Annotated in this window: 20 protein-coding genes; 8 read left to right on the top strand and 12 right to left on the bottom strand. The window is 41.5% G+C overall.

Features of this window, described 5'->3' with window-relative positions:
- Positions 1 to 4: 4 nt before the first annotated feature.
- The 5 genes from DFP82_RS04185 to DFP82_RS04165 all read left to right on the top strand — a co-directional run bounded on the left by DFP82_RS04185 (position 5) and on the right by DFP82_RS04165 (position 5,228).
- Entirely contained in the window at positions 5 to 418 is a 414-nt protein-coding gene (locus DFP82_RS04185) for a hypothetical protein (protein ID WP_110922482.1), read from the top strand.
- A gap of 202 nt (positions 419 to 620) precedes the next feature.
- Positions 621 to 1,670: a DUF2931 family protein gene (locus tag DFP82_RS04180; protein WP_110922481.1), complete on the top strand. Its 1,050-nt coding sequence runs from the start codon at positions 621 to 623 to the stop codon at positions 1,668 to 1,670.
- 227 nt (positions 1,671 to 1,897) lie between these two features.
- A complete protein-coding gene (locus DFP82_RS04175) occupies positions 1,898 to 3,025 on the top strand; it encodes a hypothetical protein (protein ID WP_146221323.1) in 1,128 nt (375 codons plus the stop codon).
- A 107-nt stretch (positions 3,026 to 3,132) separates the two neighbouring features.
- Positions 3,133 to 3,954: an SH3 domain-containing protein gene (locus tag DFP82_RS04170; protein WP_110922479.1), complete on the top strand. Its 822-nt coding sequence runs from the start codon at positions 3,133 to 3,135 to the stop codon at positions 3,952 to 3,954.
- A complete protein-coding gene (locus DFP82_RS04165) occupies positions 3,945 to 5,228 on the top strand; it encodes a hypothetical protein (protein WP_110922478.1) in 1,284 nt (427 codons plus the stop codon). The genes DFP82_RS04170 and DFP82_RS04165 overlap by 10 nt, the downstream gene beginning before the upstream one ends.
- Before the next feature lie 22 nt (positions 5,229 to 5,250).
- Here DFP82_RS04165 and DFP82_RS04160 read toward each other — a convergent pair whose 3' ends face one another.
- The 4 genes from DFP82_RS04160 to acnB all read right to left on the bottom strand — a co-directional run bounded on the left by DFP82_RS04160 (position 5,251) and on the right by acnB (position 10,363).
- Positions 5,251 to 6,234: a formylglycine-generating enzyme family protein gene (locus DFP82_RS04160; RefSeq protein ID WP_110922477.1), complete on the bottom strand. Its 984-nt coding sequence runs from the start codon at positions 6,232 to 6,234 to the stop codon at positions 5,251 to 5,253.
- A gap of 544 nt (positions 6,235 to 6,778) precedes the next feature.
- Positions 6,779 to 7,222, bottom strand: a complete 444-nt coding sequence (locus DFP82_RS04155) for a PACE efflux transporter (protein WP_181416236.1) — start codon at positions 7,220 to 7,222, stop codon at positions 6,779 to 6,781.
- Positions 7,223 to 7,418: 196 nt separating this feature from the next.
- A complete protein-coding gene (locus DFP82_RS14675) occupies positions 7,419 to 7,559 on the bottom strand; it encodes a hypothetical protein (protein ID WP_181416235.1) in 141 nt (46 codons plus the stop codon).
- Between the two features lie 200 nt (positions 7,560 to 7,759).
- A complete protein-coding gene (acnB, locus tag DFP82_RS04150; RefSeq protein ID WP_110922476.1) occupies positions 7,760 to 10,363 on the bottom strand; it encodes a bifunctional aconitate hydratase 2/2-methylisocitrate dehydratase in 2,604 nt (867 codons plus the stop codon).
- 508 nt (positions 10,364 to 10,871) lie between these two features.
- On the opposite strand from acnB, the gene DFP82_RS04145 reads away from it, so the two are divergent.
- The gene (locus DFP82_RS04145) at positions 10,872 to 11,276 is read left to right on the top strand and encodes a carboxymuconolactone decarboxylase family protein (protein WP_110922475.1); all 405 of its coding nucleotides are present in this window, start codon (positions 10,872 to 10,874) and stop codon (positions 11,274 to 11,276) included.
- A 148-nt stretch (positions 11,277 to 11,424) separates the two neighbouring features.
- Positions 11,425 to 12,468: a lipoyl synthase gene (gene lipA / locus DFP82_RS04140; RefSeq protein ID WP_110922474.1), complete on the top strand. Its 1,044-nt coding sequence runs from the start codon at positions 11,425 to 11,427 to the stop codon at positions 12,466 to 12,468.
- Positions 12,469 to 12,604: 136 nt separating this feature from the next.
- Here lipA and DFP82_RS04135 read toward each other — a convergent pair whose 3' ends face one another.
- Genes DFP82_RS04135 through DFP82_RS04125 form a run of 3 tightly spaced genes read right to left on the bottom strand, consistent with a single transcriptional unit; the run spans position 12,605 to position 16,164 of the window.
- Positions 12,605 to 14,647: a TRAP transporter permease gene (locus DFP82_RS04135; RefSeq protein ID WP_220034713.1), complete on the bottom strand. Its 2,043-nt coding sequence runs from the start codon at positions 14,645 to 14,647 to the stop codon at positions 12,605 to 12,607.
- Entirely contained in the window at positions 14,619 to 15,164 is a 546-nt protein-coding gene (locus DFP82_RS04130; RefSeq protein ID WP_110922473.1) for a DUF1850 domain-containing protein, read from the bottom strand. The genes DFP82_RS04135 and DFP82_RS04130 overlap by 29 nt, the downstream gene beginning before the upstream one ends.
- Positions 15,142 to 16,164, bottom strand: coding sequence for a TAXI family TRAP transporter solute-binding subunit (locus tag DFP82_RS04125; RefSeq protein ID WP_110922472.1), 1,023 nt, complete (start codon positions 16,162 to 16,164; stop codon positions 15,142 to 15,144). The genes DFP82_RS04130 and DFP82_RS04125 overlap by 23 nt, the downstream gene beginning before the upstream one ends.
- 507 nt (positions 16,165 to 16,671) lie before the next feature.
- Between DFP82_RS04125 and mtnP the strand changes: the two genes are divergently transcribed.
- A complete protein-coding gene (gene mtnP, locus DFP82_RS04120) occupies positions 16,672 to 17,565 on the top strand; it encodes an S-methyl-5'-thioadenosine phosphorylase (protein WP_110922471.1) in 894 nt (297 codons plus the stop codon).
- Positions 17,566 to 17,726: 161 nt separating this feature from the next.
- Here mtnP and DFP82_RS04115 read toward each other — a convergent pair whose 3' ends face one another.
- From DFP82_RS04115 to arsS, 5 genes are all read right to left on the bottom strand, one after another.
- Positions 17,727 to 18,770: a methyltransferase domain-containing protein gene (locus DFP82_RS04115; protein ID WP_110922470.1), complete on the bottom strand. Its 1,044-nt coding sequence runs from the start codon at positions 18,768 to 18,770 to the stop codon at positions 17,727 to 17,729.
- Positions 18,771 to 18,900: 130 nt separating this feature from the next.
- Entirely contained in the window at positions 18,901 to 19,575 is a 675-nt protein-coding gene (locus DFP82_RS04110; protein WP_110922469.1) for a TIGR04282 family arsenosugar biosynthesis glycosyltransferase, read from the bottom strand.
- A gap of 130 nt (positions 19,576 to 19,705) precedes the next feature.
- The gene (locus tag DFP82_RS04105; RefSeq protein WP_245905640.1) at positions 19,706 to 20,422 is read right to left on the bottom strand and encodes a TIGR04283 family arsenosugar biosynthesis glycosyltransferase; all 717 of its coding nucleotides are present in this window, start codon (positions 20,420 to 20,422) and stop codon (positions 19,706 to 19,708) included.
- A 73-nt stretch (positions 20,423 to 20,495) separates the two neighbouring features.
- The gene (locus DFP82_RS04100; protein WP_110922467.1) at positions 20,496 to 21,317 is read right to left on the bottom strand and encodes a DUF547 domain-containing protein; all 822 of its coding nucleotides are present in this window, start codon (positions 21,315 to 21,317) and stop codon (positions 20,496 to 20,498) included.
- Positions 21,318 to 21,446: 129 nt separating this feature from the next.
- The gene (arsS, locus tag DFP82_RS04095; RefSeq protein ID WP_110922466.1) at positions 21,447 to 22,442 is read right to left on the bottom strand and encodes an arsenosugar biosynthesis radical SAM (seleno)protein ArsS; all 996 of its coding nucleotides are present in this window, start codon (positions 22,440 to 22,442) and stop codon (positions 21,447 to 21,449) included.
- Positions 22,443 to 23,423 lie beyond the last annotated feature (981 nt).

Here is a 23,423-nt window from a genome sequence, read left to right as displayed (position 1 = left end):
CATTATGAAAATCATCAATATTATTATATCAGGTGTTTGCCTACTCTCTCTCACTGCCTGCGGTAATCTTCAAAACTGGAATAGTGACTATTTATCAGGAGATAGAACAGACTATCTATCAAATGATCAGGGAACAGTGGGAGACTGTCAGGGGTTTCGCTTAAGCACAAGTGATAAACCATCAGCAGCTGATAGATTTTGGCAGGATAACAACCTACCTAGAGGAACAACTAACTATATGTGCAAGGATGGAAAGGCATATTTACTAGATAAAGTCGCGGACTGTCAAGGCAAGATTATTGCTAATCAGCAGGGTGGTATTATGCAATTTAGAAGAGACAATGGATTTCCTGATGGTTACTCTTATGTTTCCTTTACTTGTGTCAATGGCAGTGTAAACCCTATTATGTGGGAATAAAAAAGCAGTTAAAATATGCAACAATTCAAACTTACCTATTTGCTTTTCAGTTAGTTCCTGTAGCTATATGCCTACGAACAATAATAAAAATATATTTTTCCGCTACGTCATTGAAGGTTAATCAACAGGTTCAACATTATGAAGAGTATTAGCACTATCATAGTCGGCATATTTACCAACCAACACTTTAGAGGATAGCCCCGTGTTTGACAAAGAAATCCCTGTTAAATGGTCTACCCATATCTTCGCGCCTCGTCACTTCCGTGTGTGGCTTATTTCGGGGGAGTGTTTTTGGTATTACACCGAAGAGGCCGGACAGGGTCTAGGATTTTCGGCAGATATTGGTGGTGGTTGGCGTAGTACAGGCGTATTGGCATCAGGCGGTTCACCACCTGCTCTAGTGAAGCTTCCCTTAGGTGTACAGCTCACTTGGCTCTCCACCACTGAAAAAAAGTACTATCAAGCCAGAATCACACTACCTAGAGATCTAATGCTTGCTGAGTTTGCAAAGCGCTTTGAGGTTGAGCTTTATGATCGATCAAAAAAAGCCCAATATACGACGATTGATTTCGCACTAGCTCCTGGTGGCTATATTAGCCTGCGTCTAGGAGGTATAAGTGTGACTGAAATCGCTAATTTTCAAGCGCGAGAAATACAAATGTCATGGAATTTCTTCGCGCTTACCCATCACTTTGCACCAGAGACGTATCCTGAGGCTGAGTTTATGGATGACTCTTATAAAAAGCTACCTGACAATATCAAAGCCATGGTCAAAGAGGACACATTTCCGCTGACACGCTGGAAGAATTATTCAGACAAGCTCAATTGGTATCTAACGACTCAGATAGAGATGGAAGCCTGCAAAATATGGTCGATAAATGGTAATTCGCAATTCTACACTAAAGAAGAGATACAAAAAAACGGGGGTATCCCGCAAGAGTATGTACCAGCATGGCTGCGCTTAGAGTATAAGAAATCAGGCATATTTTATAGCCTCACTGTCAAATTCACCGAGCAAAAACAAGGCAAAGCAGAACAGCCAGATGATGATCTTGTCATATATCAAGAGTTTAAAGATTTCTTTAGCTCAAATCAGTTGTCAACAGCAGTGGCACTGGTCATTGAAGACGAAGCCAATAAAATCCGCGCTTATCTAACTGACGGCTACATAAAACAATACCTTACTATTACTCAATTTTTCATCCAAGAAACTAATGTCGGAATATTGAAGTGGTTTGATTCTGATAAATAATACCTTACTACTTAATGATGCTATTGAATGATTGTTGAATGCAAAAAAGCACTTCTTACTATTGAGAAGTGCTTTTTTAGTATGAATTATTTCCATTACACCCCATTTTACCTATTGTCATGATACCAAGTAAAGGAACGTGTGCACCTTATGTACATTTTGAGATATCCATAACAAAATACAAAAATCAGGCATACATAACGTATCTTAAAGATAAGGCATCTATAGTGAGAATCATAGCCACTTTCTTTTCAATTTTTTTATTAGCATCATGCACCAATAACTATGGTGATACTGATACCAACAATGATGCTACCAATAAAACGGATACTCAAAATGACAATACAGTCACAACAAATATTGAAAATAACACTCTCTTAGAAGATAACAGTAACCCGCTTATCTTTAATAAAATAAATTCATTAATAACCTATGATGAGAGTCAGGACAAAGTTGACATTAAGCATGATAATACTGCCATCTCTATCAAATTATTTGGTGGTGATCAGTCTGATATAACTTTAATGATGGATGGTAGTGTTGTCAGCAAAGGGCTTGATGGGCCTTTTAATTATACTTATGGGCTCTTTAATTATACGTATGGTGAAGACTTGCAAAGCGCATTAAAGCGAATTAGTGTTTTCGCTAATGATGCTGATGGGCAATTTTTGATACTACCTACGACAACAGAAGAATACCTGTCGTACAACGCTATTTTGTTTGATGATAGTGGATTTTTACACACTTATACGTTTGAAGTAGCTGAATGGGATTGTGGGGATATTGAATCAATAACTGTAAACACCAAAAGCGATGCTAACGTCATTAAAGTTACAGATAATACAGGTAAAAATTGTAGCACTAATACTTATCTAATTAATGGAGAGTACATAAAGGAAGAGCCTAAATCACTTTCGTTTACAGATATCTATGCAGAAGAAAAGAGTTTAGGCTCATTATGTATAGCTGGTGAAATACCCGTTGTATCATGCGAAATAAATGAACCACAAACCAGAATTGTATCTATATGTGGCTCTACTGACTCTCAAAGTGCAGTTTATCGATTTGGTAAAAAAGATAAAGTGGAGCTATATAAACATTTTACTAGCAGGGAGCCTTTGAAAAGAACACTTGTTTATTCAGCCTACACAACCTATTTTCACTTTAAAAATAATGGATACCGCTACATTATAGGTGTTCCCGAGGAAGCCTATGGTGTTAGAGCTTTCATCGATATTGTAAGTCCTAACGGTAGTACTAACACAAAGGAATGTACAACCAATTCATTTGCAGAAAAAAAATTAGTATCTCCAGCAATTATAGATTTAGAAGAATCTAAAGCTGACTTACCTTAGTAGGTTTTCAAATAAGCTACCTTTTTACTTTAGTGTTTTTAGAATTTATATCGCTATTACCTATCAATTGAGAATGCCGTAGATTGTGCTAAAAAAAGGATCAATAAATGATGAGTCTTGATAAAACCTTGATCATAGCTATATCTACGTTATTCTTAACTTTAGGCTGTGAAAGCCCTGTTAACTCCTCAAATCCAGAGATAGCATCGTCTTCGACCAATGTTCAGAGTAAAAAGTCATCAAACCACTCTCAAGTCTCAGATACAACTACGCAAGCGTGTGTAATAGATAACAGCAAATCAATAAATATCTACTACCCTCAAAGCCTTAAGGAATTAAAAATAAATGGCTATAGCACTTTCAAATTGACAAGTACTAATGAGATAGAAACAAGTAAGTATCGTCCTCATGAATTCACTCGTATATATCAGAATGATCGAGGATACACGGCAACGTTAATGTCTCAAAATGCCATTAGGAATTTAGAATTAACAGATGCAAAAGGTCAAACCACATCATATTCGTTTGATACTGGATTAAAATGTGACGCTCTGCCAAGCACCAATTATTCAACGTATATAGTTAGTGCAGATAAAGCTTTTATCTATAAACAACCAAATCTTAACAATAAGACCTCTTCATATTTTATTGAGGGTGATGAGATTGAGGTACTATCTACTAAAGATAATTGGATAGAAACTTATTACTTAAAGGGTTCAAAGAAAGGTTGGTTACGTCTTGATAATCTTAAAAAAAGAGAAGATTTTGTCTCATCTTTTAATGAAAAAACTGATAGTGAAATACAAAACATACTTGTAGAGACTAAATCAGATAACTCTATAAGTTCCGATCAGAGTAGATATGTTATAAATAAAGAAGGTATTGGCAATATCTCTCTTGGGCAGGCATTTCAGGTGCGGTGTCTGTAAGTTTTAATGGCAATAAACAAGAAGTTCAAGCTATTGAGAAAGATCCTGCTCTATCAGCAAGTCAACTCTACGGACCAGTAAAAACTATTAATAAGCCTAAATTCGATCCTATTCTTGACAATAAGCACTTCGCTGATGCCCCTGTAAACAAAGACTTAAATATAGGTGTTACCGCTTTCGTTGGCGCGGAAACAGGAATTACGCCTAGTGCAAGTTTAGAATGGCTAAATAGCGATACTAATACTTTTAAGGCACTTGCTAAGTTGTCTGTAACAGGTGCTGTGAGTTTGGGTGCAGGAGCTGAAGGCTGTTTTTTAGTTTCTTATGCAAAAGGAAGATTCAGAATACAAGCCAAAGCCGCCTTATGTTTTGGCATAGGTGCAAAGGGAGCTGCGTTATTCGATGTTAATATAAAATTAATGCTTGAATTCTCTTCTTGGATATATCGTCAACTGCTTACTGCTGAATTCCGTGTATTGTCATTTATAATGAAGGAATCATTTATACAATTGAGTCAATTTTTTGTGCTGATGTTAGGGCGTAAAAATGATATCTCTGAAAACTTAAATAACATTTCATCAGTTTTTATAGACTTTAATAGCTCCTTAGATAAAGCCCGTGAACGCAATAAACTAGCCAGTTTTATCCTGAACAACGCAGACGATGCTTGGTTAAAAACGGCTACCCCTGAAGCCAAAGGTATATTGCTTTATCAACTGACACGTCATGGTATAGCAGACAAAGTTATAGACGAACCAGATACTACTACAAACTGGAATGATTTCGATATAGATTATTTGCCAAATCGCAAAGCTGCAATTATAAAAATCTTTGAAACAGTTCTTATCAAGCGCGAATGGCAAAATGTACTACAACATATGCATCCAAATGGGCTGAAAGGTGACTTAGGAAAAAATGAAGGGGATATTATTCGACTATTAAATTATGGAAAATTTTTAGATAAAAACGTGCAAGAGATCTTTGATTATATAAATTCAAGAAATATAGGCGCATTTGAGAGCGATAAAGATTATAGTAAGTATATTACTTTATATCTAAAAATGAGAGCTAAAGTAGCTCCTAGATACCCTGACGGCATAGAAGTGGTCAAAAACACCAGTCCTAAATATGATATCTATATCAATTATAACAGCTCTAACGACTATCGATTTTACGCTGCTGCCAATCCAGATCAGTATGATCAGTCTATCTTTAATGATTATACAGATACCTCACCAATCCAGAGAAGTGATGATGACACTTATGATGCTTAATCTATCAAGTATTAATTCCTCTTTATGATATAGGTTTACTTAAATTGATCACACAACGTGCAGATGTGAAAGCATTTTGATTCACATTAGGATCATCAGATATTAATGGTGGATTAGGTTCTTTTTGGAATCTTTTAACAGTAACTGAACCTCCTGCATGTACATTACCAGCTGATCCTTCATTGGCTTCTACACCTCGCAATACTTTCTCAGTGCCTGTCTCTGGTCCTTGTGGATTATGTTCTGGACTATTAGCGTAATACTCAGGATCGTACCAGTCCAACATCCATTCGTAGTTTTGATTGTTTAAATCATAGAGCCCTAAAGGGTTAGGTGGATAGAGTCCCAACATAGGAACCGCTAAAGAAGTGTTATATCTATCGCTAAACTCCCTTTGTTCTTCATAAGCCCACATATTACGTCCAGGGTCAATATTTCCCGTATCGGTTGGAAATAAGACATATTTTCCGCGATTACGCGCGGCATATTCCCACTGCGCTTCGGTTGGCAAGCCCGTGGCTACGTCTAACTGTTGACCCAGCCACTGGCAGTAGTGCTGTGCGGTTTGCCAATTGATTCCCGCGGCAGCATTGGGTTGGCGTACGCCAATAGTTACGTCCTGCATTCCTTCCTTTTGTTGGCCAGTTGCCATACTATAGATATCAAAGTCGCCGTAAGTGGCCTTGTAGGCATTTATGCTAAAGCTATCGAGCGTCACTTTATGTATGGGTTTATTATCAGACTGTCCAGTCAATGGCAGACCATCGGTCCAGTCTAGCTTAGACCCAAAGTCCCCCATCTCATAACTACCCCCTTTAATAAAGCGCATGTTAGTCTTTTGCGTGACTAAAAAGTCAGCAAGCTGTTGCTGCTCAGCATCAGTGAGGTTGTCTCGAGTTTGAGGAATGCCATTACTATCAGTAGAAGTAGCAGTCGTTTTCGCACAGGCAGATAGGGTAAATAAAGGCAAGATAAACAAAGATACGAATAAAGGCTTTAAAGTCATAGTGGGCTACAGTGGTTTTTTGTTGAGAAATCAGAATGATTATACTAATAATTTTAGTCAGTTGTCTAAGTAAAACCATTAAACTACTGTCCAGATAGGTTTGGTTAATAAAGCTGTTTGGCTATAAAAGTCAAACCACACCTGTCTCGGCCTCTTATAGACTGAATCCTTCCGAGTCATAGTCTAGTTGTAATATAGTTCAATAGATTTAGTGATATTGCCTATAGCTTCGAATTCCGTGCCATAGCCTTGGTTATACATCAACTGATTCTTTAATGTGCACGCTTTTTTGGTTTGAGCGAGGCATTAGATATGGAAGTTGAACAACAAACCATAATGGTGAAAACCGATGACTTTATAGAAGGGGTCAGCGTCTGTATAGCGAATCATAAACCTGTTTATCAAGGTAAATAACTGACACACTAAGACTTGATACCTTGGGTATTAGATTTTCATTCTATCTTGGTATCTATATGACTGAATAACTGAAAACTGTCATTAAAAAGGCTGCCAATAGGCAGCCTTTTACTATGCTCAACGCGCCCTAAGAAGCAGCAGCGGACTCATGCTGATACGATAACGCAAATATCTTGTCAAAAGCCATTGTAAAAAGAAAAGTATAAGCCAAAAAGAATAGCAGTAATGCCACCTCCATTTTAAAGGCTTGAATCAGACCAATATCGTACCAAACCATATACAGTGGCAGACAAATCAGCACCAACCCACCTTCAAAACCAACAGCATGGGCACTGCGTATCCATAACGTCCGATGTACCAAACGTTTGCGACGTTCCCACGCTTCAAAAGCGGTGTTGTAGATAAAGTTCCAAATGACGGCTGCTACCGACATCATTATCGCGACGGGCAACGATTCTGATGCATCACTATGACTGAGCATCATCAATAGAAGAGTAGATAAAATAATAGCAATGATTTCAAAGACGGTCACATATGTTAGGCGACGTTTGAGTGGGGATAAAGTAATCAACCAAGACTCCAAAGCACCTGTATTTAAACAGCAAGGTGCCTATCAAAGTATCGGTCCGTCCCGAGAGGTAAAAGATAAGTATAGTGCAGAGCCACGGTTTCCGCCTGCCCTTATATTATACAGAAGATAGGTTAAAAAATCAGTGAGCACATTTGTAAACAGGCATAAGCAATTTTATTAACGATTAGCACCTGTTTTAAAACGGATTATTTTGCTGGTAGGCCCCATTGATTGGTTTAATGATCCCATAGCTCGCTTCAGCGCTATGATTATTGGCCATCGAAGAAGTTGGTAATGGTGACGGTGTTGCTTTATCAAGCCTAACGTTATGTTCCATAATATTTGTCCTAAAAAGTCTTTCATTTTAAGAGTCGTACATTCAAACAGCCACAACGTTGAGTATAATTACTCAATAAAAATTTGTAAATAACTACTCACTTTTTAATTTTTATAAAAAAAACCCCACACCATAACGGTACGGGGTTTTCTTATTTGAAGTATAAAGCTTCTAATTTGAGAGATTTACAGCATCAAAAATTAGGTCAACTGAGCGACGTTAATTTTATCCGCTTCTTCAGTGTACTCTTCCATACGGTCGAAGTTCATGTATTGATACACTTCCTCGCCCATGCTGTCTAGCATACCAGCATACTGCTGATATTCGTCATTGGTTGGCAATTTACCAAGTACCGCTGCTACTGCTGCAAGCTCTGCAGAAGCTAGGTATACGTTAGCGCCTTGACCTAGACGGTTCGGGAAGTTACGGGTTGAGGTAGATACCGCGGTAGACTTCGGTGCGATACGTGCTTGGTTACCCATACATAATGAACAACCTGGCATCTCAGTACGAGCACCGGCTTGAGCGTAGATGTTGTAGTAACCCTCTTCCATCAACTGACGCGCATCCATTTTAGTTGGTGGCGCAATCCATAGACGAGTTTTTAGACTTCCTGCTGGTACATCTTTTAGCAGTTTACCAGCGGCACGGAAATGACCAATGTTGGTCATACATGAACCAATGAACACTTCATCAATGGTATCACCAGCGACGTCAGCTAACGTTTTAGCATCATCTGGATCATTTGGGCAGCATAGGATAGGCTCTTTGATAGTGCTCATATCGATCGTCATATCGATCGTGTACTCAGCATCAGCATCAGCACGCATTAGGCTTGGGTTAGCTAGCCAATCTTGCATCTGCTCAACACGACGGCTGATAGTACGTGCATCACCATAGCCTTCTGAGATCATCCACTTAAGTAGCGTGATGTTTGAGTTTAAGTACTCAGTCACTGACGCTTCAGATAGAGTGATAGTACAACCAGCAGCACTACGCTCAGCTGAGGCATCAGATAGCTCAAATGCTTGCTCAGCAGTCAAGTCTTCTAGACCTTCGATTTCAAGAATACGGCCGTTGAATTCGTTGATTTTACCTTTCTTATCGACAGTCAATAGACCTTCTTTGATTGCTTGATAAGGAATCGCATGTACTAAGTCACGTAGCGTGATACCAGGCTGACGTTCGCCAACGAAGCGTACACGGACAGATTCAGGCATATCAAGTGGCATAACACCAGTTGCTGCTGCGAATGCCACTAGACCAGAACCCGCTGGGAACGAGATACCCATTGGGAAACGAGTATGCGAGTCACCACCAGTACCAACGGTATCTGGAAGTAGCATACGGTTCAACCAGCTATGAATGATACCATCACCTGGACGTAAGCTTACGCCGCCACGGTTCATGATAAAGTCAGGTAGTGTGTGCTGAGTTTCAACGTCAACTGGCTTTGGATAAGCTGCGGTGTGACAGAATGACTGCATCACGAGATCCGCTTGGAAACCTAGGCAAGCCAAATCTTTTAGCTCATCACGAGTCATCGGACCAGTAGTATCCTGAGAACCGACTGTCGTCATTTTAGGCTCACAGTACATACCAGGACGTACACCTTCTAGACCACAAGCTTTACCAACCATTTTTTGCGCTAAGGTAAAGCCTTTACCAGTGTCTACTGGCTCTTCTGGTTTAGCAAAGATGTCTGAATGACCAAGACCCATGTATTCACGAGCACGATTGGTCAAACCACGACCAACGATCAATGGAATACGGCCACCAGCACGAACTTCGTCAAGCAAAGTTGGCGAGTTTAGCGCAAACGTTGACAATACTTCGTCAGAGTCATGCTTAGTGATTTTGCCTTCGTACGGATAGATGTCAAACACATCACCCATGTTTAGGTTATCAACATTCACTTTCTCAATTGGCAATGCACCAGAATCTTCCATCGTGTTGAAGAAGATAGGCGCGATATTGTTACCCAATACCAGACCGCCGCCACGTTTGTTTGGCACGTTAGGGATATCATCACCCATTAACCAAAGTACTGAATTGGTCGCAGACTTACGGCTAGAACCAGTACCGACGACATCACCAACATAAGCCAATTGATGGCCTATTTTTTTGAGCTCTTCGATTTGCTTCATTGGGCCGACAACGCCTTCGTCATCAGCATTGATGCCGTCACGAGAGTTTTTGTGCATGGCTAATGAATGCAATGGGATATCTGGACGACTCCATGCGTCTTGCGCAGGTGACAAGTCATCGGTGTTGGTTTCGCCAGTTACTTTAAACGTTGTATAAGTTGTTTTTTCTGGTACCGCAGCGCGGTTCAAGAACCACTCAGCATCTGCCCAAGATTGAACGACTTCTTTTGCAATAGTGTTGCCAGCTTCTGCTTTTTCAGTCACGTCATTGAACGCGTCAAATACTAGCAAAGTTTTTTTCAATGCTTCAGCTGCATCTTGTGCTACTTCCGCGTCATCTAGTGCAGCAACCAATGGCTGAACGTTGTAGCCACCTTGCATAGTGCCTAAGATTTCAACTGCTTTTTGCTTGCTGATAAGTGGTGATGATGTTTCACCCTTAAGGATCGCAGCTAAAAATGCAGCTTTAACGTAAGCAGCTTGGTCAACACCAGCAGGAATACGGTTTTCTAGCAAGTTCATCAAGAATGCATCTTCGCCTGCAGGTGGCGTTTTTAATAGCTCAACCAACTCTGCTACTTGTTTTTCATTCAGTGGTAGCGGAACCGTTCCTAGCTCAGCACGTTCTTCGACATGTTTACGATAAGCTTCTAACACAATAGTCGTCCTCGTCAGTTGGTGTTTAGCACATTACGTTGGGTAGTCAGTATGACAGCCTGCGTCCATGTACTAGATGGAATAATTATCTGTGCAATCATAGCTCAAAACGCTCTAAATGTTAATGGCTCAGCTTGGAAAAGGCTTAGAATAAGGCCATATTGGACATTTATTATAAAAATAGTACCGTCAACAATACGCTTGAACGGTCTTTTATAACTTATATGTCGCGCGCTACGCTCATATACTGCTTTATGATTTTCAGTTAAATAGAAACTGTGTGACTGCTATACTCTTTTGTAAGATATTATTTTTCAAACATGCCTTTTTTCAAATGTGCTTTAGTCATTTAATGCACTCTAGCACAGCAGCTTAATAAGGTAGTACATATCATTAGCATACATACATACATACATACATACATACATACATACATACATACATACATACATACATACATACATAGCTAGCTAGCTAGCACATATAAACCGCCAGTGAGGATAATAAAATGAATGATAAAGAAAACAATGCCAATTATGACAACGGTCTAAAAGTTCGCACCGAGGTAATGGGTGAGCAACATGTCAAACGTTCACTGGATAGCGCGACTGGGTTCACTCAGCCATTACAGGATTGGATCATTGAGCATGCGTGGGGTAGTACGTGGCAAGATGACTCAGTACTGCCGCGCAAATATCGCTCATTAATCACTATCGCTTTTTTAATTGCCCAAAAAAGCCCAAATGAGCTAAAAGGACATATTCGAGGCGCTATCAATAATGGTGCTAGTGTCGCTGAGATTCGAGAAGTGCTCATGCACAGCTTACCCTACTGCGGCGCACCCGCTACCCAAGAAGCGTTTCGTGCTGCCATAGAAATCCTGAATGAGTTGGATATTGACATAGATATTTAAAACTATGGTAAAGAGACAAGTCGTAGTAATCTTAACAAGATTGATTAAAAGCTACCCCTTGAATTTCTGTTATAATGTCCTCACTCACAACACATTCTAATAATTCCATAAACCCTTATAAGATAAAGGGTTAAGAGATAATTTTATTATGACAACTGCCGTACAAACCTATGTACCTGCTGCTAAGGCCAAACCCAAAAAAGCCATTCAAGGCGAAAAGCTGCGTGGCTACGATAAAGTTGCCCGTATCCCAATTAAAGTGATCCCGACCGTCGAGGCAAAGAAAAAGCCAGATTGGATTCGGGTCAAGATGTCATCGCCTGCTGAAGTCGCCCGTATCAAAGCCACATTGCGTGAGCAAAAGCTCTATACGGTCTGTGAAGAAGCGGCCTGCCCTAACCTGCCACAGTGCTTCGCTGATGGTACGGCGACCTTTATGATTATGGGTGATATCTGTACGCGTCGCTGCCCGTTCTGTGATGTCGGCCATGGTCGTCCAAATAAGCTAGATGCTGATGAACCACGCCATACTGCTGAGACGATTGAAGGTCTTAAACTCAAGTATGCAGTCATTACTTCTGTGGATCGTGATGATCTAAAAGATGGTGGTGCCATGCATTTCGTTGAAGTACTCAACGAATCACGTGCGCTTAGCCCGAACTGCTTAATTGAAATATTGGTACCTGATTTCCGTGGTCGTATGGATATTGCGTTGGATTTGCTAACGGAAACGCCGCCAGACGTGTTTAACCATAATATTGAAACTGTACCGCGTCTGTATAAAGCATTCCGTCCGGGTTCTGATTATCAGCATTCACTCGACTTGCTCAAGCTGTATAAAGAGCGTCGTCCAGATATCGCTACCAAGTGTGGCTTTATGGTTGGTCTTGGTGAGACTGAAGAAGAGATTTATGCGCTGCTTGATGATCTAAAGGCACACAATGTGGATATGATTACGGTTGGTCAGTATCTACAACCTAGTAAAAACCATGCGCCTGTTGATCGCTATGTCCATCCAGATGAGTTCCAACGCTATATGGACTACGGCAAAAAAATCGGCTTCTTTAATATCTGGGCAGGCCCAATGGTACGCTCAAGCTACTTTGCAGATCGTCAGTATTATGGTGAGGACTGCCCTGCACCAATCCGTAGCAAAAAGGCATTGGCAGCAGAAGGCAAGCTTGGCTGCTAATCTAAACATACAGCGAATGTGAAAGCATTCGCTAAGAAAAGCTACTAAGATAGTTGCTAAAAAACTAAAAAGGGTGAATAACAAATTTGTTATTCACCCTTTTTTTGTAACTTGATTAAATATTAATCCCTAAAAGCTAGACACTTAACGTCGGTGTCGGTGCTTCACTCGTCTTAATATTAAACACAGCAATACCAAGGACAATGACAGCGCCTGCAACACCAGTGATGATCTCAGGGTAAATCAACAACAATGCGCCAACAACCAAAATGACACGGGTGAGTGTATTCATTCCGCCTCTGAAATATCCTTCAAGCGCAGCGCTTAAGGCGATCACACCAGTGATTGACGTTACTACCACGGTGATGATATCCACAATAGGAGGTAGTGGAAAATCTTTCGCCGTAACGGCCAAACCTGTTGGATCGATCATTAGCATCGTTGGGTTGTAGATAAACATAAACGGCACGATAAATCCGGCAAGTGCAAGTTTCAATGACAAGAACCCTGTCTTCATTGGATCACCGCCCGAAATACCTGCACCCGCAAAGGCTGCGAGACATACAGGTGGAGTAATATTGGCAAAGATACCAAAGTAGAATACAAACATATGCGCTGATAAAATTGGAATATCAAAGCCAGCTAGTGCAGGTGCTGCCATCGTCGCCGTAATGATATAGGCAGGAATAGATGGTAGTCCCATGCCTAAAACCATCGATGCTAGCATGGTTAAAATGAGCGTAAAGAATAATGACCCTGCGCCTAATGTGACAATAGATGAGGTCATCACCGTACCAAAGCTGGTCAAACTAACCACCCCGATGATGATACCGACGACCGCACAAGCAGCCATTACCGCTAGCGACTGGCGCGCACCATCTTCTAATGCACCCAAAATATCAGACAACCCCATGCGAGTCTCAGCACGTAACATACTGATCACAACAGTGAACCCAATGGTATAAGCCGCTGCATAGCCGACAGGGACATTTTTGATTAATAAGAAAACCAAAAACACAATCGGTAGTAGCATATGACCACGGGCTTTTAATACTTCTTTTACCGCTGGCAAGTTTTCTTTCGCAATGCCTTTTAGATCACGGCGTCCAGCGCGGAAATGCACCTGTGCAATCACACCCAAATAATACAAAATCGCGGGCAATAATGCGGCCAACGCAATCGTGCTATAAGGTAAGCCTGTTGTCTCCGCCATGATGAATGCACTCGCACCCATAATTGGCGGTAATATCTGCCCGCCAACTGAGGCACTTGCCTCAACTGCACCGGCAAAATCTTTGTGATAGCCGACCTTTTTCATCAACGGAATGGTAAAGGCACCTGTACTGACCACGTTCGATAACGCAGAGCCGTTGATACTGCCCATAAAGCCACTAGAGATGACCGCTACTTTTGCAGGGCCGCCTTTTTTGTGACCCGCGATGGCCAATGCCAAATCATTGAACAGCTGCCCCATTCCCGAACGTGCTAAGAACGCGCCAAAGAGAATGAATAGGAAAATGAACGTTACCGATGCACCAATCGCAACAGAGTATAAGCCTTCGGTTTTTAGGAACAATTGACCAAAGATATCACCCATATCATAAGGACGAGTCAATAATCTATCGGGCATAAAATCCAAATGACTGACAAATGGATACGCCAAAAATATCCCTGCTAAGATCGGTAAAATCCAACCAGTGATACGGCGACTACCCTCTAGCACACAGACCACAGTAATCAATGAAAATATCACATCGACTTGGTTGGCCATACCGCCACGCGAGGTCACAATATCTTGATATTCATATATTAGATAGCCCATGCCAGATAACGATAGCGCAAACCAAATCCAGTCATACCATGCCACGCGCTGGCGGCTGCTTTTTTTACTGGCGGGGAAAATCAAGAAAATTAATGCAAAACCAACACCTACGTGTACAGAACGCTGTAATAACGCTGGCATCGGATTAAAGGTAATATAAAGGTGAAACAGTGAATAGAGTATACAAACCCCAGCGATCAAATATTTCACTGGTCCTTGGGTAATATGACGCGTGATTGACTCTCGGTCATATTTTTCCAATACTGCTTTGTTGATTGCCGCAGCTTCAGCGTCGGTATCAACATGAGCGTCTGGCTTGGTAGTTACGCTACCGTGATCCGTCACTTGGGATGTCATGACAAAAGTCCTTGTTAAATCTATCAATGAAACCATACATTTTCGGCATGATCGTTACTTCAGAATAATCTGGCACCAACTGGTGAATTAAAACACGATGGTCGCCATAATCAATCTCACCTTTGGTCAATCTGGATACCACCCAATTGAGATTAGGTAACTTCTCATTGATTTGGTAACCCAGATAGCCAGGTTTTTGTACAGGAGCAAGCATTTCGGTGGAAGGGGTACCTGCACCGAAAGCTTCAAAATAGGTTGTGGTCAGTAGCAAACCATCGCTTTTACGTTGGTACTGCTCCTCCCACCATTGTTTTTCTACAGAATGTATCCATCGCAGTTGAAAGTCAGGCTCAACGAAATAACAAACCGTATCATCAGCATCCTCTACCCCTGCGACGCGCACTTCAACGACAGGCTGGAGAATAACCCCCATCCATAACGTAAAAAAAACCAGCGCGGCAATAAATGCTGCGCCAGTCGATAACCACAATGAATTATTTGGCTGCTTGTTCGTCATAGTACTTTTTAGCACCAGGATGGATTGGAGCGACCATACCTTCACGAGCGGTTGCTAGGCTGATGTCGTTGGCTGCTTGGTGAGCGGTTTTTAGACCCTCTAAATTATCAAATAACGTTTTGGTTAACTTATAACCATCAGCTTCAGATAGATCAGAACTAACCAATAGCGCATTCATAATTGCTGCCGTTGGGATAGCGGCTTCGTTACCATACGTGCCAGCAGGAATCTCAAAGGTTTTGAAATAAGGCTTGCTCGCGATGATTTCTTTTAGCTTGTCTTGGTCGATGCTGACAATCTGTAAGTCTAAACCCTGCTCTAACTCCATCAAAGATGAGTTTGGCAAACCACTACTAAAGAATGCTGCTTCAATTTTACCTGCTTTCATACCATCAGCTGCTTCTGCAAAGCCTAGATAATCAACGGTGACATCGTCATACGTGATACCAAACCCTTCCAATAACGTGCGAGCATTGACCTCTGTGCCAGAGCCTTGATCGCCGACAGCGATACGCTTGCCTCTTAAATCTTCAATAGTTTTGATGCCAGATTTTTTTGACGTGACGATTTGCACGACATTAGGGTATAAAACAGCAATCTGTTGAATGTTAGTGATTGGCTTCTCAAAGTTGTTTTTACCTTCGATTGCATCAGTGACCACGTCACTGAGTGCCAATACCATGTCGACTTTGCCTTGGGTCAATAGATTGACGTTCTCAACTGAAGCGCCCGTGGTTTGTGTCTTTGAGTTTACACCAAAGGTTTTGACATAGACTTCAGACAATGACGTACCAATGATATTGTAAGGGCCTGATGCACCGCCAGTAGCGATGGTAAGGAACTTGGTATCTAGCTTATTATCAGCAGTGTCAGTCGCTGCGCTATCTGTTGCGGTACTATCAGTGGCTGTAGTATCACTACTTTCTGAACATGCAGCTAGGCCTAACGTGGCACTTAGTATCGCTGACAATAATAATGGAGACTTGAAAGAGTTGAGCATGGAATTCATCCTTGAAATAATCAATTTAATACATAGGGTCGCATTAACTTACGCTTATTAATGCGTTACAGACTTGTAATAATATAGCAATTTTTACAATAAATAAACCACAGACTGTTTTCTCTTTTGCTTTCAATACCTTATATTTTAAGCTGTTTGAAGGCATGCTAGCGTTTTATCATCAAATCTGAATATATACATAGTTCCTCTATATAAAACTGAGTTCCTATCATCAACTATCTAAGCAAGGTTTGAGGGTATTACAAACCTTTATCAAAACCAGATATAGATGACACATACTGCCTATTTGAGGCAGCTTCTACTTTAATTGTGACAATATCTCATTATAGGCAACACATAAAATTTGACCCAGTACTTATTTTTGATTGCTTTCTATTACCACTCAATTTCTGCTATATTTTCTTTAAATATTAATAAGCGCCAATAACAAGAAGGTTCTTCTATATTAGCAAGGTTGTCTTTGACAACTAAAATTGGATAACACTTATGACAACCTCTATAGAACAAGCACCACTATCTGCGGATATCGCCATCATTGGAGGCAGCGGGTTGTATCAAATGGATGCGCTCATCAACAAGCGTCATATCACTATTGATACGCCCTTTGGCAGCCCCTCTGATGATATTGTCCTTGGTGAGTTGGCAGGTGTGACCGTTGCTTTTTTAACACGGCATGGTCAAGGTCACAGACTGACGCCGTCTGAAGTGCCTTATCGTGCCAATATTTATGCGTTAAAAACGCTTGGGGTGCGCTACATCGTGTCCGTATCAGCAGTAGGTTCTCTACGAGAATCGCTTCAGCCACTAGATATGGTCATTCCAGATCAAATGATTGATATGACCAAGCAGCGAGTGAGTACATTTTTTGGCGCGGGCGCAGTCGCTCATATATCGATGGCCGATCCGCTTTGCCCTGCCCTAGCAGAACTCTTGACGCGTGCCTATGACAATGCAGATGTTGTAGAAGGCACCAGTCACTCAAAAGCGACCTATGTCTGTATCGAGGGTCCACAGTTCTCAACCCGTGCAGAGTCCCAGTGGTATCGTCAAATGCAGGCGGATATCATCGGTATGACCAATATGCCAGAAGCCAAATTGGCACGTGAAGCCAGTATTGCTTATGCGACCTTGGCACTGGTGACAGATTTTGATTGTTGGCATCCGACTGAAGAAACCGTCAGTGCAGACTACGCGATAAAAAATCTAATGAAAAATGCAGATAATGCTCAAAAAGTAATTAAGGAAGCGGTCGCTTTGATTGCCGCTGAATCGCCTAACTCAGTTGCACATGATGCGCTTGCTCAGGCACTGGTGACATCAGTAGATATGATGGATGATGCAACCAAAACTCGATTGGCGGCATTGCTTCCTAAACATTGATAAACATGTCGATAAATGAGTATCTAACCGAAAATCAATCGTTCAAACAGTAAAACGCTATTTCTATAGCGTCTACCAATATACAAACATCAGAAACGAATGACTCATAAAAAAGGCCATTAAGTGAATTAATGGCCTTTACTAATGTCAATATCTTAATTTTAACAACAACTGCCTAATCCAGAGGTTGATATCACAGAATGGTTAAATGGCATCAGCTCACCGCAGCCTGCAAAAATACCATAGTGACGACTGTCATCACCGATGAACTCAAAATGTGGTGCTAAGCGAGATTCGTTTAACATCCTAAACGTGTTGCCACAGACTGGGAATACGCGACCCGCTTCGATAGCATGATGTTTATCAAGATCAAAACGATTCGGTGACTGAGCAATAGTTCCTTTGTATATAACCGCTTGACCATGATCCTCACAAGCATCCTCAAGCGATGCAATCTTAAACAAACGATAAGTAGCAGAAAAAAACTGAATATCACCAATTTTTGCCGCCAAGGCAGGATCAGTAATCTCAAGCGGACGATCCTCGACCAAACGTACGTCTAAAAATCCTGCTTCTCGTGACAAACGGGTAAAATCTTTCCAGTACAATGCGCCACTCAAACACTCGCCATACAAGACTGGATCATCGGCTAAATGTTGTGGAATACGGCGATCAGCATACACATCAGAAAAATAAAACTCGCCGCCAGGCTTAAGTAAACGCTGCACACTGGCCATGACGGCCGCTTTGTCTGGTGATAAATTAATCACGCAGTTTGAGACAATAATGTCGAAGCTACCATCTGCAAGATTGAGCTCATCTAGCTTTTCGATATAGCCATGCAAAAAAGTCACATTGTCATAACCAAACTTATCGATGTGATATTGCTGATGCTCTTTGGCAACGGCCAGCTGCTCATCGGTCATATCGACACCGACCACATGCCCACTCTCGCCCACCAATTGCGCCAATGCATAGACATCTCGGCCTGAACCACTGCCTAAGTCCAAAATTCGGCAACCCTCGAGCAGTGCAGGACATACTAGCCCGCATCCATAATAGCGACTCAGCACTTCATCGTGAATGTTAGCCAATAATGGTTTGAGCCACTCTGGCATATTGCTCACATCACAACACGCTGAGGTTTTTAGATCGGCAGTACCTTGTAACTCTTTACCATAGTAATTTTGCACAACATCATGCATAACAATGTCCTTATTGAGAGTAAAACCTGGTTAAAATCTGAGTAAACATCATAAAAGGAAAGCGATACGATATAAGTACATCTATAACAAGCGTATCCTGACAGTCGCCCAGTTGTTCGTATGGTCATAACTATTGAGCAAATTTAAGCCAATCTGATGGCAGATGTGCTAAGTCCTCAGGCTCATCAATGTCATGTAACGGTGCTAACAGTGCCAATGTCCAACCCAAATCCGCCACACGCTGCCGAGTCACAGTTGCCACACTAGCTGTACTCCAGACGATATCTGAAAACAGACTGTCATCAACTTGTCTAAACCCGAGTAGCACATAGCCACCATCAGTCGCTGGAATCATAACCGCATCATGGTCATCAAGCTGCTGTACCGCTGTCTGAATACGCTCTGCCGTCAGACTAGGACAGTCAGAGCCTATCAATACGATTTTTTGGTGTTTTTTCAGTGCATCTTGACTTGCTGTGATTAAACGCGTGCCCAAGTCGCCATCCGCTTGAGTCGACCACTGCAGTAAGTCAGGTAAGTTGAGGGTTTGCCAGCAAGTGTCTGTCGCTGCTGGACTGACACATAACTCAACGGTAAAATCCGTAGCGACCGCTTGTTCGATACTATGCAACAACAGCTGCCTTGCCATACGGGCAGCACCCTCTACGCCTAGAGCTGGCTGCAAGCGAGTCTTTGCCATATCACGTGCTGGATATTTGGCAAACAAAATGACACAGGTGTCTGGGTGTTGTGCTTGTGCATCAGTTATCGTAAGGGTTGTGTGAGGGCTTGAATGCTCAGTCATGCTAGGGCGCATCCTTAATCTAAAGGGGTATTAATATTTATATAGCTGATTCGGTTTAAACGAGCGTCAAGACAACCCAGTGCAAATGTATAGCTTGCACTCGGCTTCCTTATATCAAAGTCATTTGAATTCAACGATAGTAGCGCTGCCTTAATACTTCAGGGGATACACCGCGCCAATAATCGAATCGTAAATGCCACATCAAAAAAATAGTGCGCCATGTGCCATGTTGCTGCCAACGCCGCGCTGAGGTCGTCACTTTACTTTTTAGGCAAGCAGGCTTAGCAATACTTTTTAGACGTTTGCAAAGTTCAATATCTTCCATCAATGGCTGATCGGCATAGCCATTCATTCGCTCAAACAAAGACCTTTTGATAAAAATCGCTTGATCACCCGTGGCGATACTCACTAAGCGTGAACGCTTATTGATCATCATGGCGACGATTTTTAATAACGGATCACGGCTGTCTAGACGTACATCGAAACGTCCCCAGACATACTGAGTCATTGCCTGCTGAATGTTATCTATCGCCTCAATTGGCAACTCGGTATCAGCATGTAAAAATAGCAAAACATCCTCTGTTGCTTGCCTAGCACCCGTATTCATCTGCCGAGCACGTCCTGCTACGGATTCAATCACTTGCCAGTCGATAGTAGGCTGCGCCACACTTGATAAATCATTTAACAAACGTCTAGCAATACCAACCGAATCATCCGTCGAGCCACCATCCACCACTATCACTTGTGATGGCGGTGGATATAGACCATTAATATGAGCAATGAGCTGCGGCATATTGTCCGCTTCATTGAGCAACGGAATGATGATAGAGATATTCAATAAATGCACCATTTTGATGAATCATCATCAGTTTCGCCTATCTTTGATAAAGATCAGCACCTGTATCGACCAAATTCTAGATTTACTTTTTGTTTAAGTTCCAATTGTAATCGGTATAACTAATTTTTATTTTGCCTTGCTTCAAATCAGCGGTTTGGGATTTGCTTAATCCCAATGATGAAGAGTAACGACCCAAAAACCCTTCTAAATCGCTGGTACTACGCCAATTGGTCGCAAAGTCTTCTTTGTACCATTTGAAGATTGGCGATACACTCAAGGTGCTGCCCTTTAGACGATTGCGGCTACTGTCTGCCAAAAATTTCGAGGTCGCTTGCTCTAATTGCCCGTCCAAACCTTTACCAGTGAAAGCATCATCTTGTAATGCAGGGCAGCCAATACTGGCACAGTTAACCGCGAAGTGAATGCGCGGATCATTGTAGCGCTTAGAGCCACGGATCAAGGTGTGCTCGATCTCATCTAGTGAACGGGTCTTACCCAATAATGGAATAAATTTTTGCTTCCATGGCGAGCCGAATGTCCCACCAATGTCTTTGATAGATTTGATATTAGGATATTTAGTCAATACCAAATCGACAGTACCCGCATTGTAGACATTGATTAAAAATGCCAACTGCTCGTTTTTGTTCCAACGGTTAAACTCAGACTGAGACACCTTGCTCGTGGCATCCAAATAGCTTGTGAGCTTGCTACTATCTGCTTTCATGCCAGCATAGTTGACGACCGAAGCTTTACCGCCGTTGGTCATGGTGACATGCTTGTTAAGCAAACTATCCCAGCTTTGATGGTTGAAATCAGCATAAGCGGCAACACTGGATAATAGAATTGCTGTCGCAATCACGGGCTGTACCACTAAGTTTTTGACTGAAAAGTTAGATACTGACATAAGACTGGCTCCATTTGAATCGATGATGTTTTGCTATTTAATTTTTGTCTGCTTCAATAGTATTTACTGACAAAAACTATCTGTTTATTTGTTGGTAATATTGGATGTGTGATAATTTGAGATAAATTATTAAATAATCGTATCTTCTGCTGGGTGACCTATCTCCTCTTCCTCTAACGCGCCACCACAGCTACTGCCTTGTCCTGCGGTGCAGCCATAACAATGATCAGCAATAGCAATGTCATCACCAGAAGGGTTTTGGGTCAACAGATCGTTTAGATGTCGACGCGATTTATTGGGTACGAGTATCTCTAACTGTTGATTAAAATCACAGTCAAATAGCTCGCCCAGCCAATTGACGCTAATGGTTGAGCGGCACATAACCCCAGCTAAATTGGCAGTGACATAGTTGTCTTTGAGCAGTGTCATATAGGGGTGAAATTGATTTTTAGCCAGTAACACTGCCCCAAAACGCTGGATCGGCATATTAGTCAGTGCAAATAATTGATTAAACTCTATATCGAAATGCTCTTTTAGCTCCCGCTTATATTCGGCTTCAAGCTGCTGCTGATTGGGTGGCAGTGTCGCACCTTGTGGATTGAAGACCAAATTCAGTGTCAGGCTTGAGTCAGGCTTGCCATAGCTCAAACTATTGAGCTTTTGCAATCCCAATATACTGTCGTCAAATGCACCTTTGCCACGCTGTTTGTCTACATTTTCTAGGGAATAGCATGGCAAAGAGGCCACCACTTCTACCTGATTGTCTGCTAAAAACTGCGCCATGTCCTCATAACCCTCTTCCATGAGAATGGTCAGATTGCAGCGATCTATTACTGTAACGCCGAGTGCACGAGCTGCTTTTACCAAATACTTAAAGTCCTCATGCATCTCAGGCGCACCGCCCGTCAGATCAAGCGTGTCAATATTCTGCGCTTGTAGCACCTTAGGTATCAGCTCAACCAATTCTCGTGACATCATCTCAGTTCGATAAGGACTGGCGGCCACATGGCAATGCACGCACGACATATTGCACAAATACCCCATGTTGACCTGTAATATGGTTAATGTTTGGCGTTTAATAGCAGGAAAGTCCGTATGCTCAAGCAATTCGATAGTCGATTTCATAGTGGTACAAAATCCTTTTAGTTGTACAGCTAAAAAATAATAACGTGAACATAAAAAAGCAATGCCGATACGTAAACAATTGCTTTTATGACTATTTCATATTCATACTACCTCATTTATAAATTCTTAACTTTGTCTTTTTTCTAATGAATGGTAGCTTATTATGAATAAGCGCTCACAACTCACCATGTTGATTACACATCCATATATAGTGCTTTATAGATGATGTACTGTGCTTTCAAATCAACATTACATGTCATAGGACTTTACAAATCGTCTATCAATTTTTTGTTTGAGATACCATACCCAACATCCTTGTAGACTGACCCACCCATTATCTATCGTTTCTAAATCAGTCGGTGATCTCCAGACCGAGCCAACCAAGTAACATTCCAAAATAGAGCTTTTGCAGTTGCTCACTACTCACATAAATGTCAGTATTCATGACCGTGTCATTCTTTGGACGTTCAGCACTGAGTCGGCGTAGCATCCCAATGTGGGCATAACCTGCTCCTGCTAGTAGTAATATTTTTTAGACAGGTTCGTCATAGGCTACTTCGTATCAGTCAGTGGTATAGTCAGTTCAGTATAAAAAGAAACTCCGATAATTTTTGAATGATAAGCATGGCTTAAGTTATTAGTACGGCTTTAACATCCTGTTTAAAAATAACATGGGAATGCAACGGGTTTGAGAATGGTCTGTTGTAAACGTGCGATGACAGTATCAATGGCTTGAACCATACACATTAAACAGTGGTACTTGATCATTCAGTCTCGATAATATTTACGATGTTAAAGCAGTTATGTTACCTACTAGCACCTGCGTACCTTTAGCTGTTCAGTTTATAAGAGAGTCAAGGCAGCCGATTGCAGATGTAACTGTAATACTTCAGGCGAGGTTAACGCTGTCGCTCTTTTATAGAGAATCGACTGTACCATTAAAAATAATCTGTCTGTGTGGGTCACTTAACCTAGCAAAAG

The sequence above is a fragment of the Psychrobacter fozii genome (genome assembly GCF_003217155.1).
In the GTDB taxonomy this organism is placed as follows: Bacteria; Pseudomonadota; Gammaproteobacteria; order Pseudomonadales; family Moraxellaceae; genus Psychrobacter; species Psychrobacter fozii.
Note: the sequence above shows the minus strand (reverse complement) of the source record. Positions and strands in the feature narration are given on the sequence as shown.

Coding starts and splice junctions, on each gene's coding strand:
- DFP82_RS04115 (WP_110922470.1), bottom strand. CDS start 18,770: ATGCATGATGTTGTGCAAAATTACTATGGTAAAGAGTTACAAGGTACT.
- DFP82_RS04160 (WP_110922477.1), bottom strand. CDS start 6,234: ATGACTTTAAAGCCTTTATTCGTATCTTTGTTTATCTTGCCTTTATTT.
- DFP82_RS04125 (WP_110922472.1), bottom strand. CDS start 16,164: ATGCTCAACTCTTTCAAGTCTCCATTATTATTGTCAGCGATACTAAGT.
- DFP82_RS04185 (WP_110922482.1), top strand. CDS start 5: ATGAAAATCATCAATATTATTATATCAGGTGTTTGCCTACTCTCTCTC.
- DFP82_RS04135 (WP_220034713.1), bottom strand. CDS start 14,647: ATGACATCCCAAGTGACGGATCACGGTAGCGTAACTACCAAGCCAGAC.
- DFP82_RS14675 (WP_181416235.1), bottom strand. CDS start 7,559: ATGGAACATAACGTTAGGCTTGATAAAGCAACACCGTCACCATTACCA.
- arsS (WP_110922466.1), bottom strand. CDS start 22,442: ATGAAATCGACTATCGAATTGCTTGAGCATACGGACTTTCCTGCTATT.
- DFP82_RS04130 (WP_110922473.1), bottom strand. CDS start 15,164: ATGACGAACAAGCAGCCAAATAATTCATTGTGGTTATCGACTGGCGCA.
- lipA (WP_110922474.1), top strand. CDS start 11,425: ATGACAACTGCCGTACAAACCTATGTACCTGCTGCTAAGGCCAAACCC.
- DFP82_RS04110 (WP_110922469.1), bottom strand. CDS start 19,575: ATGACTGAGCATTCAAGCCCTCACACAACCCTTACGATAACTGATGCA.
- DFP82_RS04100 (WP_110922467.1), bottom strand. CDS start 21,317: ATGTCAGTATCTAACTTTTCAGTCAAAAACTTAGTGGTACAGCCCGTG.
- DFP82_RS04145 (WP_110922475.1), top strand. CDS start 10,872: ATGAATGATAAAGAAAACAATGCCAATTATGACAACGGTCTAAAAGTT.
- mtnP (WP_110922471.1), top strand. CDS start 16,672: ATGACAACCTCTATAGAACAAGCACCACTATCTGCGGATATCGCCATC.
- DFP82_RS04170 (WP_110922479.1), top strand. CDS start 3,133: ATGATGAGTCTTGATAAAACCTTGATCATAGCTATATCTACGTTATTC.